12 protein-coding genes are annotated in these 12,442 nt (G+C 51.4%); 8 read left to right on the forward strand and 4 right to left on the reverse strand.

All coding sequences use genetic code 11. The features are described 5' to 3' along the window. Positions 1-41 precede the first annotated feature (41 nt). From AJ81_RS08075 to AJ81_RS08090, 4 genes are read right to left on the reverse strand one after another with little or no spacing between them, the layout of a single operon-like run. Positions 42-1,319: a lactate racemase domain-containing protein gene (locus tag AJ81_RS08075; RefSeq protein WP_051368986.1), complete on the reverse strand. Its 1,278-nt coding sequence runs from the start codon at positions 1,317-1,319 to the stop codon at positions 42-44. A gap of 15 nt (positions 1,320-1,334) precedes the next feature. Next, positions 1,335-2,159, reverse strand: coding sequence for an SDR family oxidoreductase (locus AJ81_RS08080; protein ID WP_031505052.1), 825 nt, complete (start codon positions 2,157-2,159; stop codon positions 1,335-1,337). A gap of 16 nt (positions 2,160-2,175) precedes the next feature. Continuing rightward, positions 2,176-3,648, reverse strand: a complete 1,473-nt coding sequence (locus tag AJ81_RS08085) for a tagaturonate epimerase family protein (RefSeq protein ID WP_031505053.1) — start codon at positions 3,646-3,648, stop codon at positions 2,176-2,178. Positions 3,649-3,662: 14 nt separating this feature from the next. Further along, complete coding sequence (locus AJ81_RS08090) at positions 3,663-4,427, reverse strand: DeoR/GlpR family DNA-binding transcription regulator (RefSeq protein ID WP_031505054.1); 765 nt, start codon at positions 4,425-4,427, stop codon at positions 3,663-3,665. A gap of 220 nt (positions 4,428-4,647) precedes the next feature. Here AJ81_RS08090 and iolM point away from each other — a divergent pair, with 220 nt between their 5' ends. The 8 genes from iolM to AJ81_RS08130 all read left to right on the forward strand — a co-directional run bounded on the left by iolM (position 4,648) and on the right by AJ81_RS08130 (position 12,404). Continuing rightward, entirely contained in the window at positions 4,648-5,835 is a 1,188-nt protein-coding gene (iolM, locus tag AJ81_RS08095) for a scyllo-inosose 3-dehydrogenase (protein WP_031505055.1), read from the forward strand. Between the two features lie 13 nt (positions 5,836-5,848). Then, positions 5,849-6,835: a Gfo/Idh/MocA family protein gene (locus AJ81_RS08100; RefSeq protein WP_031505056.1), complete on the forward strand. Its 987-nt coding sequence runs from the start codon at positions 5,849-5,851 to the stop codon at positions 6,833-6,835. Positions 6,836-6,837: 2 nt separating this feature from the next. Continuing rightward, a complete protein-coding gene (gene iolN / locus AJ81_RS08105) occupies positions 6,838-7,806 on the forward strand; it encodes a 3-dehydro-scyllo-inosose hydrolase (RefSeq protein WP_031505057.1) in 969 nt (322 codons plus the stop codon). 35 nt (positions 7,807-7,841) lie between these two features. Continuing rightward, positions 7,842-8,780, forward strand: a complete 939-nt coding sequence (locus tag AJ81_RS08110; RefSeq protein WP_231845476.1) for a sugar ABC transporter substrate-binding protein — start codon at positions 7,842-7,844, stop codon at positions 8,778-8,780. Positions 8,781-8,844: 64 nt separating this feature from the next. Beyond that, entirely contained in the window at positions 8,845-9,810 is a 966-nt protein-coding gene (locus AJ81_RS08115; RefSeq protein ID WP_051368790.1) for an ABC transporter permease, read from the forward strand. Next, positions 9,807-10,556: an ATP-binding cassette domain-containing protein gene (locus AJ81_RS08120; RefSeq protein WP_031505060.1), complete on the forward strand. Its 750-nt coding sequence runs from the start codon at positions 9,807-9,809 to the stop codon at positions 10,554-10,556. The genes AJ81_RS08115 and AJ81_RS08120 overlap by 4 nt, the downstream gene beginning before the upstream one ends. Positions 10,557-10,566: 10 nt before the next feature. Next, positions 10,567-11,415, forward strand: coding sequence for a PfkB family carbohydrate kinase (locus AJ81_RS08125; RefSeq protein WP_081708871.1), 849 nt, complete (start codon positions 10,567-10,569; stop codon positions 11,413-11,415). Further along, the gene (locus AJ81_RS08130) at positions 11,412-12,404 is read left to right on the forward strand and encodes an ABC transporter substrate-binding protein (protein ID WP_031505062.1); all 993 of its coding nucleotides are present in this window, start codon (positions 11,412-11,414) and stop codon (positions 12,402-12,404) included. Before AJ81_RS08125 ends, AJ81_RS08130 begins: the two co-directional genes overlap by 4 nt. Positions 12,405-12,442: the final 38 nt, after the last annotated feature.

A 12,442-nucleotide genomic window follows, 5' to 3' on the forward strand; every position in this document is an offset into this window, starting at 1 on the left:
TTGCGCACAATTGTTAACTGCTGGTTTTCAGGGAATGACAGTCAGTTGTTTCCACGCAGCTCATAAAGGAACTTGCCTCCATGTTCTATCCAAAGAGAATCCTCATCCATGAAATCTTCACGGCGTATCGATTGGCAGGGTCTGTAACCGAGTGAAACAGCTTCGCAGTCTTCTTTGCTTATTCCTGTGGCGAGTGTGACGTTGAACAGGCATTCTTCCTTGCCAGTGACAGGATCGTACCTTCCATCGCCTCGGACATTTATCACATGTGCAGCGACGTTCCTGTCGAAATTGGGATGTCTCTTCAAAAACTCCTTCACGTAGTCCTTACAGTGATAGCCGATCTGTCTTATGGCCTGATCCATCTGCTTGTTTGAGTGGAAGATCTTTATGTGTGGTGCATAGATTATGATCTCACCGCCGGGTTCTATCACGCCGGGACGTTGCAGTTTGTACGAGCCTTTGCCCGCCGTCCAGATCTCGTCGTAGTTTTCGTCGATGACCTGCACGGCACGTTTCACGGGCCTGTTGATGTACACGATGTGAATTTTTTTGCTCGCTTCCGCCGCTCGCCTGTACGCCTCGAGAGCTCCTTCATACCCTTCGCCGAAGTAAAGACCCTTCGCCAGAACGCCGGACGAAGATTCTTCATAGACCATGTTGTAAAAGATCACGGGGGAACGAACTTTTTCAAAAGCCATTTTGCTGGCCTCGTTGATCACGTCCCTCGCGGGATTGTCCACAAGCCCGATCAATCTCGGAATGCCTATGAGCACAGCAGCCCAATGGAAGAGTCCGACCACATCGGGTCCTGCGATGCCTGGTATGATCGACTTCAGTCCACCGGAGAATCCAGTAGATTCGTGCGGAGAGGTTCCACTCAAAACGATGATGAGGTCGTACTTTTCGAAGAAGAGCTTGTTGAGTGTCACCGGTAAAGGCTGTTGCAAATCCCCCATTGTCTTTTGGCTCACAAACTCTGCGCTCAGTTCACCAACGTTCATCAGTGCATTTGGGTTTGCATAATCGTGGTTGAACATCACGAACTCTTCTTCGAAAAGTCCAAGTTTTTTTCTGATCTCCTGCTCGCTCATTGCCCTGTGGGTTCCACTCGCGTTGAGCGTGTGAAGAGTTCTCAAACCTCTCTTCTTCAACTCTCCGTGGATGATGGGAACGAGCAGGTGTGAGAAATCGACACGCGTGTAATCTGGATGGATCAGCAGGACTTTTTCAAGCTTTCTGTCCGGTAGGGTTTCCCGGATCAGTTGCAGCAAATCTGTTCTGTCAAGACTGTCCTGCAACCGTTCAATGTACTTCATCTTGAACACCTCTGTTCACACACCGGAGTAGGCGTTGAAACCTCCATCGATAGGGATGACCGCACCGGTTACGAACTTGGAGGCGTCTGAAGCGAGCCAGACACAGGCACCGATGAGGTCCTCGGGATCGCCAAACCTGCCCATCGGTGTGTGATCGATGATCGCTTTACCCCTCGCGGTGAGGTTGCCCTGCTCATCGAGCAGGAGGTATCGGTTCTGGCTGGTGAGGAAGAAACCTGGGGCAATCGCATTCACTCTGATCTTCTTGCTGTACTCGAGCGCCAAATGCACAGCGAGCCACTGAGTGAAGTTGCTCACGGCTGCCTTCGCTGCAGAATAGCCAAGTACCCTCGTCAAGGGTCTGAACGCGGCCATCGAAGAGATGTTGATGATCGAACCACCCTCGGGATTCTTCACCATCGTCTTTCCGAAGACTTGAGATGGTAGTATCGCGCCACCGAACAAGTTCAGGCCAACCACCTTTTGGAGCGCCTCCAAAGGTATGTCGAAGAAGCTGAGTTGCGGTGAGGTGGTCGCTTCTGGCATGTTCCCACCTGCTGCGTTTATGAGCACGTCCACCCTGCCGAAGTCTTTGAGTATTTCATCGTGAGCTTTCCTGATGCTCTCGATGTTCATCACGTCCATGTGATAACCCTTGGCGTTGAGGCCTTTGGATCTAAATTCGTTCGCTCTCTCTTCGTAGTTTCTGATGTCGCATATTGCGATGCTGGCTCCAAACCTTGCCATGCCTTCTCCTATCGCGGATCCCAAGATTCCAGCCCCACCGGTGATGACAACAACTTTACCCTCGAGACTGAAAAGCTTGTACGCCTCGTTCATGATCCTCACACCCCTTTCAAACACCCAAAAGCTGGATATGTTTACCAAGGTGCTTTTTGAGAAAATCGTAGTGCTCAGCTTCGTGTTCGAACAACACTCTCATTATACGATCTTTGAAGAGAGATCTACCCTCTTTTTTCGCAGTCAGAACGGAACCGTAAGTTATGTGTATCAATTGTCTACTGTCAGGTTGATCCAGTAAGGACGGAAGCTCTGAATCTTCAAGTTTATCAACGTCTGGGATCTTCGAAAGCTCCGTCGTGACGTGGTAGGAAGCTTTGTCTTGGTCAAATCTTGAAAGAGCGTATTTATGGATCTGTCTGTACAGATCCGGAGCGAACTTCGCAACGACCCTGATGGCTTCCAGATAGCTCGTTCCAGCTGTCTTGACGTGGATGGTTCTATCTGTTTTCTCAGCTAAGATAGGGTACACGCTGAACTTGTCACTACCGGAGTGCAGAGACAATCTGTAACCTGTGAACATTTTGACGATAGCGACGTGCTTGTCAAGGTTCTCAGAGAAGAGATCGATGTCACCCACGTAGTCAATTCCTTTCTGCCACTCTCCCGGGAACCTCAGCGCTAAGGTTCGGAATTCCACACCGCGCCTCACGAGTTCCTGCACGAAGAAGATGTGTGCAAGGGACGTTGTTGGTACAGACGTCTCGTCTATGGAGACCTCCAGATCGAAGCTCGTCTTGCACACTGCTCGCAGTGCCCTGTAGCATTTCTCCACATGTTCGATCGCATCGATGTAGGTCACGAACACCTCCGCAAAGTTTTCTTCGTCGAACGTGAGTTTTTCTCCAAGGACCGTGAAGCTCTTTCCGATGTATTTCATTTCGAGTGTGCGTCTCATTGGATGCTCTTCGTAGAACCTGACGAGTTCTCTCTTGTCAAATTTTGCAGGATCCTTGACATGGTCCGAAGGGTCGATCGTGAACATGGTGTAGCCCGCGCGTGCCGCGCTCTCCAGATCTTCAATCTTCTTCACGTGGTCCGCGTCCGCTCCGAAGGGCCCGTCGTAGCCACTCTCGAACACACCCCATACGGCGCTGTGTAACACGTCGAGCCAGTTTCTCTCCGTTCGTGATATCTCCCGAACTGACTGCTGGGCAAAAATGGGGAACAGTTTTTCTTTTTGCACACACTGAGCGTGCGCGGCCGTAGCCACACCAAGCCTGTCTCCAAAACCAAACGAAAGTTTCGCGTTGCAAATCTGTGGTTTTAGTGAGGGAAACAGACTCATGAGACTTTGACAGTTTCTATCGTTTTTGGCACACAGGACAACGTCCTGTCGATCGATCTCACCAATCTTTTGACCTTCGAACAGTTCGCATATCCCCTTCTTGCCGATCACGATCAGATACTTGTCGAGCTCGTCGCGTACGAGAAAGAACGTGGCATCCGTGCTTTTTCTCAGCGAGGTGGCGTAAGGGACGAATTTGCCCCTTGTGAGGTGTTGAAACTCGGCAAACAGATTGGACATGGAACCAACTCCTTTCACACTTTGTACACTTCAACGCCCTTTTCGATCAGGAACTTTTCGAATTCCTCAGGAATACCAATATCCGTTATGACACCGTCGATTTCCTCGGGCATAGCGAAAGATGCAAAGGCGCTTCTGTGGAATTTCGTTGAATCGGTGACCACGTACACCTTCGAAGCACTTTTGATCATCGCCCTCTTCACGTCCGCTTCGACTATGCTCGGTGTCATGAAGCCCTTTTCGATGGAAAAACCCGTTGTTCCGAGAAAAGCTTTGTCGACGTTGATTTCTTCCAGAAACCTCAATGCCCACGGGCCAACGAGTGAGAGACTGTTTTCTCTCACCACGCCACCCAGAACGATCACTTCGATACCCTGTTCTATCAACTTTCCCGCGATGAAGACGTTGTTAGTGACCACAGTGATCGACGAAAAATCTGCGTGTCGAAGCTCGTACGTGACGTAATAGTTAGTACTGCTGCTGTCCAATATCACCGTGTCTCCATCTTCGATGAGCGAAACGATCTTTTTAGCGATGCGCTTCTTCTCGGCCTCTTTTTGGTGGATCTTCTTCAAAAAGTTCCATTCCGACTTCGAATGGTCGGCGAGGATCGCACCACCATGGGTTCTCACGATCGAACCGTTCGACTCCAAGAATTCCAAATCCTTTCTTATTGTTACGCTGCTCACGTTGAACCTTTCCACCAGTTCCTGTACGGTTACTTTTCCCTTTCGCTTCAAAATGTCGAGGATTATGTTCCTTCTCTCTTCTGTAAACATAACATCGATCCCCCATGTGATTATAACACCAAGCGTTGCGAAAGCGATTCTCGAAACCAAAAGTAAGATTTCGAAAAACTGTGCAAGAGCGAGAAAGAAAAAGGAAATAGAAGTGAAAGCCAGTTCAGGGGGTGTTAACTGCGAATTTTGGCGTTTGGAATCACAGTCACATGGTTATAAACTTAATGACAGAGATTGTCACAGAGCGGGAGGGACAAGAATGAAAGCGGTCAGATTACACGCCAAGTGGGACCCGAGACCGGGGTTCAAGCCTGGTCCGAAAGATGTTGAAGGTAAAGTTTGCTGGCTCGGTAGCAAGGTTTGGAGGTATCCTGAAGTTCGTGTCGAACAGGTTCCAGAACCGAAGATCACGAAACCCACGCAGGTACTCATCAAGGTCAAGGCTTGCGGCATCTGTGGCAGCGACGTTCACATGGCGCAAACCGACGAAGAAGGTTACATTCTGTATCCAGGTTTGACGGGTTTTCCGACCACGCTCGGGCATGAGTTTTCAGGCATCGTGGTCGAGGCAGGCCCTGAAGCGATCAACAGGAGAACCAACAAACGCTTCGAGCCTGGTGAGCCGGTGACGGCCGAAGAGATGTTCTGGTGTGGACACTGCAGACCCTGTGCGGATGGTTATCCAAACCACTGTGAGAACCTGCACGAAATGGGTTTCGACGTCGACGGAGCTTTCGCCGAGTACATCGTTCTCGAGTCGAAGTACCTCTGGAGTCTTAAGGAGCTCGAAGGTGTTTACGAAGGAGACAGACTCTTCATGGCGGGTAGCTTGGTGGAACCTACGTCCGTCGCATACAACGCCGTGATAGAGAGGGGTGGGGGCATAAGACCGGGCGACAACGTCGTCATACTCGGCGGTGGACCCATCGGTCTTGCGGCGGTAGCGATTTTGAAGCGGGCAGGAGCGGCCAAGGTGATACTTTCAGAACCGTCAGCAACACGCAGAAATATCGCAAAGCAGCTCGGAGCAGACGTTGTGATCGATCCAACGAAGGAAAACTTCGTTGAGGCTGTCCTTGACAGCACCAACGGGATGGGTGCGAAACTGTACCTCGAGGCGACGGGATTGCCACAGATCGTTTGGAAAGACATAGAGGAAGTCATCTGGAGAGCGAGGGGCATCAACGCGACCGTCGTCATCGTCGCGCGAGCCGATGCGAAGATACCGCTCACAGGTGAAGTGTTCCAGGTGAGACGCGCACAGATCGTTGGATCTCAGGGACACTCCGGACACGGAAACTTCCCGAGGGTGATCAGCCTCATGGCTACGGGAATGGACATGACGAAGATCATTTCCAAAACGGTGAGCATCGACGAAATTCCGGAATACATCAAAAGGCTTCAGACCGACAAGGAGCTCGTGAAAGTAACGATGCTCAACCCCTGAGAGGTGAAGAAACATGGACAAAGTCAAGGTTGGTGTCGTTGGCAGTGGGTTCATAGGACAGGTACATTTGGAGATACTGTCGAGTTTTGAAGATGTGCAGATTCTTGGCGTCATGGATGTTGACAGAGAAAGAGCAAGGATCGTTGCAGAGAAATTCAACGCTAAGGTGTTTGACGATCTTGGACAAATGCGTGATGCGGGTGTTGATGTCGTCTACATAACATCTCCAAACAGAACTCATTTTGACTACGCCATGAGCGCACTCGATCTGGGCCTGAATGTGTTCTGTGAGAAGCCGATGACCATCTCTTTGAGAGACGCGATCGAACTCGAGAAGAAGCTCAAAGAAAAGAATCTGGTGTTCCAAGTTGGACACAATCGAAGATTCGCGTACGTGTATAAGTTCATGAAGGAGAAGATACTGAATGGTTCTGTCAAACCGCTCTCGTTCCAGATAAAGATGAACCGTGGTGAGCTCTTGAACCCACCTTGGACAAGTGACAGGAACTACACCGGCGGATTTCTTTTCGAAAGTACCATCCACCTCTTTGACATGGTCAGATGGCTTCTCGGAGACGTTGAGGAGATGTACGTGCTTGGAAAGAAGAGCGTTTATCCGGACATCGATGACTGGGCGATCGTCATGAAGCTCAAAAATGGCCTAATAGGAACATTCACATCGTGCGCTCATGCGAGCTGGATGATCCCATTCGAGCGAGTCGAAGTGTACGGTGAGCACAACATGCTCATGAACGAGGAAATGGAAAAGGTTCACTTCTGCAAAGGACTGGGCAAAGAGGTTGAGAGCCACGATTTCATGAAGGTCGATTTCAAAGAAAAATGGGGCTACGTCGAGGAGAACAGGATTTTCATCGACTGTGTCAAGGAGAAGAAGACACCGCCAGTCACCGTTTCGGATGGAGTTGCCGTGATCCGCATTATAGACGCTTGCTATAAGGCTGTTGAAGGCGGAAATGCACACGTAAGATTGGAGGGATGAAGATGTCCAAATGGAAGATACCTCCAGAGGGAGGTCACATGGAAAGGCCCACGGGAGTCTATTTTCAAACGATGACCATGAAGGAGATACAGGAAAGATTGAAGAAGTGTGATCTCATAATCATTCCCGTCGGGAGCACCGAGAACCATGGGCCCAACGCACCGACGGGTGAAGACACCTTCCTCGTGACGCGAATGGCAGAGCAAGTTGCGCTCAAGACTGGTTGCACTGTCGCAGAACCCATCTGGTACGGCTTTCATCCGTACCATCACATCGGTATGCCAGGAACAGTGCCCGTCAAGGATGAGGCTTTCATCGATTTTCTCGTCAGCGTGATCGCAGGTTTCTGGAACACTGGTTTCAGAAAGCAGATCTTACTGAACGGCCATGGACAGGAGTTCGTGATACCAGTGGCGATACACAAGTTTGCGAAGATATTCCAAGTTCCGGCACTGATAGTCAACGTGAACTGGTACCATGCGATTCAGGACAAGTTCAAGACGAAAGAGGAGGGAGGCCCCTACGAGACCAAGTTCATCCACGCCGACGAGGTGGAAACTTCCTGGAGTTTGGCGCTCTTCCCAGAGTTCTGTCATCAAGAGTGGGCAGTCGATACCAACCCGCGTGGCTATCTGCCAGAAGGACACATCGACAAAGCGGGGAATTTGTTGCACAGGCCTATCGCTTGGTACGGCCATGTGGGTGGAGGACCAATAGAAGTGGTCGCGTACCCAGAGGGTGTCGTCGGAAAGGCAACTGCGGCGAGTGCTGAGAAGGCCAAAGAGGGTGTGGAGGCTCTGTTGGATTATCTTGAAAAGCTGGTGAACGACATCATGGAGAAGTTCCCAGCAGGAAAGCTTCCACCCGCGCACGAGCTTTCACAGAGACCTAAGGAAGAGCTTGACGCGGTGCTGAAGGAACCACTTTCACCAGGCTGGAGGAGTATCTACAGCATTGGTAACATGTGGTGACACTGCGGGCGCTCGCGCCCGCTTTTGAAGGGGGGATGCGTGTGAGAAGGTTGCTTGTGGTAGCTCTGGCTGTCCTACTCGTGGTTGCTGGTTTCAGCTACACATTCTATGTGGTATCGCACGGTGGTCCTGCAGATCCCTTCTGGGGTGTCGTGATGAAGGGTGTCAAGGACGCGGCCAGCAAGTTCGGCGTCGAAGCGGTGTATTTGGGCCCAGAGAAGTTCTCACTGAAGGAGTTCATCGACCTTGTTAACGCCGCGATAGCCAAGAAGCCCGACGGTCTGGTTGTAACGATGACGAACCCGGTTGCTCTGGATGAACCACTCAGAAGGGCCATCGAGATGGGTATACCCGTGGTGGCCATCAATGTGCCAGACGACAGGCCAGTTGACGAGAAGATTCCGTATCTGTGCTACGTCGGTATGGACGAATACCTGGCTGGTGTGTACGCGGCACGGAGGATGTTACAAGAGTTCACTCCCAAACGCGCCGTCATAGCCATTCATGAGCCGGGACACGTGGGACTGGAAGCGAGGGCGAAGGGCATCATCGATGTGCTCAAGGAGAAGAAGATCCCAGCTGAGAAACTGGACATAACCACCGACCCAACGAAAGCTCTGACGTTGCTCAAGAGCTATCTTGCTAAGTATCCAGACACGGACGCCATCTTCACACTCGGACCGCTGGGTGCACACCCCGCGATACAACTGGTCGAAGAGGAGAAACTGGTGGGCAAAGTCAAGATCGGTGCGATCGACCTCACAACGAGAATAACGGACGCGATCAAGAAAGGTGTAGTTGTGTTCACGATTGACCAGCAACAGTACCTGCAGGGTTATTTGCCCATAGTCTTCCTGTATCTCTACAAAGAATTCGGTCTTATACCTCACGAGAACGTTCTTACAGGGCCGTCTATCGTGGACAAGAGCAACGTCGACATAGTCGAAAAAACTGTCCAGCTCGGTTATCGTTGATCGGAACAACCCTCAAGATCCAAGGGGTGGTCGCAGGACCACCCCTTCTACAGGAGGGAGATCTTTGAAAAAAGAAAAGCTCACGCTGCCTGACTTTCTCAGAATAAAAGAGTTCGGTGCCGTAGTGGGTGTGATCGTTTTCTTGGTTCTCTTCTCGTTTTTGTCGAACAGGTTCTTGACGGCCGAGAACGTTTTCAACACCCTCACCATGGCCGCCGAGCTCGGCATCATCTCGATAGGTGTGGCGATGCTCATCATCAGCGGAGAGTTCGATCTGTCAGTTGGCTCCGTCTTCGCCGTCGCTCCAATGATCTTCGCGACCATGGTCAACGCGGGGTACAATCCATATCTTTCTCTGGTCGTATCTCTGACAGTCTGCGCAGGGATAGGCCTTGTGAACGGAACCGTTACACTGAAAACGGGTATTCCATCCTTCATAACCACACTCGGCATGATGATGTTCTGGCGCGGTATACTACTCGCAGTCACTGGGGGTTTTCCCATCATCCTCTCGAGGAAGGTGAGCATGCTCCAGTACCTCGGTGGAAGGGTCTACGGTGGTCTGAGGTACTCGGCGATTTGGTTCCTTGTACTTGGCTTCGTCTTCTGGATCGTTTTGGAAAAAACACGCTTTGGAAACTGGGTGTTCGCTACCGGTGGAAACCTCGGCGCGGCACGTGCGCTGGGAATAGGAACCACACGTGTGAAACTCGTCAACTTCATCTTTTCTTCCGTTCTCGCGGGTTTTGCGGGTCTCACGACCTTTGCCAGGTTCACGCTCGTTGATCCCACCTTTGGTCAGGAGCTGGAACTGGAAGCTATTGCGAGCGCCGTCATGGGGGGCACGTTGCTCACAGGAGGCTACGGTAGCGTGATAGGTGCGTGCATAGGGGCATTCATGATCAGCATGGTGCGCAACGGACTCGTGCTCGCCGGAGCTCCAGCTTATTGGTACAGGGCCTTCATCGGTGTCATCCTCATAGTCGCAGCCGTGATCAACGCACGCATCAGAAAGAAGGTGGCAGGATGAGTCAGCCACTGATTGAGATGAGAAACATCAAAAAGAACTTTGGTAGGGTAATGGCACTGAAGGGAGTCGATTTCAGCGTCGGACACGCAGAGGTGGTGGGCCTCTTGGGAGACAACGGCGCCGGAAAGTCAACGCTCATCAAGGTGCTCGTGGGGTACCATCAGCCCGATGAGGGAGAAATTTATTTCGAAGGGCAGCGTGTAAGGTTCAGTTCACCGCGTGAAGCTCGTGAACACGGCATAGAAACCGTGTATCAAGATCTCGCACTGGTCAACCTCATGCCCCTGTGGCGGAACTTTTTCCTGGGACGAGAGATCGTTCGCACACTCGGTCCAGTCAGGTGTCTCGACAGAAAGGCGATGAGGAAGATCGCACGCGAAGCGCTCTCTGAAATCGGTATAAAAGTTCGAAGTGTGGATGACACGGTGGCTTTCCTTTCTGGTGGCGAGAGACAAGCCGTTGCCATAGCGAGGGCCATACACTTTGGTGCGAAGCTTTTGATACTCGATGAGCCGACCGCGGCACTTTCGGTTGGCGAGACAAGGAGAGTGCTCGAACACATACTTGAGGCTAAGAAAAGGGGAATATCGGTTGTATTCATCACTCACAACATCTACCACGTCTACGAAGTTGCGGACAGGCTCGTCATACTCGAGCACGGCGAGAAGATTGGTGATTATAAACGAGAAGAGGTTACGCCTCAGCAGGTGATGGACCTGATCGCCGCTGCTGCAGGTGTTAAATGAGGTGGTTTGATTGGTCAAGTTGACTTTCATCGGACATGTTTCGAAAGACATCAACAGGACCCCAACCGAGACGGTCGTCGCGCCGGGCGGAGGAGTTTTCTACGGTTCGATCGCGGCACAGAGGTTGAACGTACCCAGCGTGGTGGTGACGAAGATCTCGTCGAAGGACGCCTCTCTCTTCAAACCGATCGAGGAGGTGGGTGCTCGACTGGTGATTTTACCGAGTTCTGAGACCACAACGATAGAGAACATCTATCCATCGAGCAATCCAGACGAGAGGAAAAGCAGGATCCTGCACAGGGCAGATCCGTTCGATCTGGATGACCTGGAACGAGTGAAAACAAAGTTCGTGGTTGTCAGTGCACTTTGGCACGGCGAGTTTCCAGAAAAACTCTTGGAACATTTGAGAACGCAGGTGGAGACAATGGCGGTGGATGCGCAGGGGTTTTTGAGGAACGTGCTCGAGGATGGAACCATGAGTTATTCCGATTGGGAGTTCAAGCACGTGTACCTTCCGATCATAGACATCTTCAAAGTGGACAGCAACGAAGCCTTTGTCATGACTAAAGAACGTCTTTTGGAAAAGGCTTGCAAGAGAATATCGAACTATGGGCCAAAAATCGTTCTGGCAACTCACAAAGACGGTGTGATTGCATACGATGGAAAGAATTTCTATGAAGCAGGTTTCTCGGAGTACAAGATGCTTGGCCGTACAGGTCGTGGTGACACGTGTTTGGCAGCCTTTCTCGCGGCGTTAATTGACGGAAAGAACGTGAGACAGGCCGTTGAGCTCGCCGCCAAGGTAACAACGGCGAAAATGCAGTACGCAGGACCTTACAGGGGAGGTGAGGTTTCGTGAGAAAGTTTGTCTCTTTCGGGTTGATAGTGTTGCTGGTGGCTCTGGGACTGTCCGCAGAAAAGGTTCTTCATATGTACACGGCTTTGGACGAAAACGAGTGGCCGATCTATGTGAAGGCGTTCGAGCAGGCGACGGGTATCAAGGTCGAGGTCGTTCGACTCTCTTCTGGAGAGCTACTTGCACGCGTCGAGGCTGAGTCGAAGAATCCAAGAGCGAGCATCTGGTTCGGAGGCCCCGCTGTGGATCAGATCGCTGCCAAAAAGAAAGGACTGCTTGCACCTTACAAGTCGGCAATGACGGAACAAGTTCCTGAGGCTCTGAAGGATCCTGAGGGCTACTGGGTGGGCATCTATTTCGGGGCCATCGGCTTTGCAAGCAACACCGAGATCTTGAAAAAGCTCAACGTCGATCCACCAACTTCCTGGTACGACCTGTTGAAACCTGAGTTCAAAGGTAAGATCACGGTCGCGTTCCCGTACACCTCTGGTACTGCCTACACTGTCCTGGCGTCTTTGGTCGCGCTCATGGGTGAAGATGCCGCTTTTGATTATTGGAAAAAGCTCGACAAGCAGATTCAGCAGTACACCAAGTCCGGTTCCGCTCCAGTGGTACAGGCAGGTCTGGGTGAAGCTGCGGTCGGGATCGCCTTTGCACACGACATCATAGCAAGGGGTATCGCCAAAGGTTATCCGTTAGTGCTCACGTTCCCCAAAGAGGGCACAGGTTACGAGATCGGCGCGATGTCGCTGATCAAAGGTGGACCAGAGCCTGATCTTGCTGCCAAGTTCATCGATTGGATGCTCAGTGTCGAAGCGCAGAACCTCATGAAAGAGTGGTACAGATTGCCAGCAAATCCACAGGCCGAAGTTGCAGCCGGTGCGATCAAGCTTGAAGAAGTCAAGCTCGTACCGATGGATTTTGACTACTTTGGTAGGGAAAAAGACAGGCTCATCGAACGCTGGAAGGAAGAAATCGAGTACGGAAGATGAATCTTCTCGCTGGTGCGGCTTGTCCGCGCCAGCTTTCT

Source organism: Pseudothermotoga hypogea DSM 11164 = NBRC 106472 (genome assembly GCF_000816145.1).
Classification (GTDB): Bacteria; Thermotogota; Thermotogae; order Thermotogales; family DSM-5069; genus Pseudothermotoga_A; species Pseudothermotoga_A hypogea.

Bases quoted from the DNA above. Each gene is read 5' to 3' on its own strand.
- iolM (WP_031505055.1), top strand. From the start codon at position 4,648: ATGAAAGCGGTCAGATTACACGCCAAGTGGGACCCGAGACCGGGGTTC.
- AJ81_RS08075 (WP_051368986.1), bottom strand. From the start codon at position 1,319: ATGAAGTACATTGAACGGTTGCAGGACAGTCTTGACAGAACAGATTTG.
- AJ81_RS08090 (WP_031505054.1), bottom strand. From the start codon at position 4,427: ATGTTTACAGAAGAGAGAAGGAACATAATCCTCGACATTTTGAAGCGA.
- AJ81_RS08085 (WP_031505053.1), bottom strand. From the start codon at position 3,648: ATGTCCAATCTGTTTGCCGAGTTTCAACACCTCACAAGGGGCAAATTC.
- AJ81_RS08110 (WP_231845476.1), top strand. From the start codon at position 7,842: ATGCGTGTGAGAAGGTTGCTTGTGGTAGCTCTGGCTGTCCTACTCGTG.
- AJ81_RS08120 (WP_031505060.1), top strand. From the start codon at position 9,807: ATGAGTCAGCCACTGATTGAGATGAGAAACATCAAAAAGAACTTTGGT.
- AJ81_RS08100 (WP_031505056.1), top strand. From the start codon at position 5,849: ATGGACAAAGTCAAGGTTGGTGTCGTTGGCAGTGGGTTCATAGGACAG.
- AJ81_RS08080 (WP_031505052.1), bottom strand. From the start codon at position 2,159: ATGAACGAGGCGTACAAGCTTTTCAGTCTCGAGGGTAAAGTTGTTGTC.
- iolN (WP_031505057.1), top strand. From the start codon at position 6,838: ATGTCCAAATGGAAGATACCTCCAGAGGGAGGTCACATGGAAAGGCCC.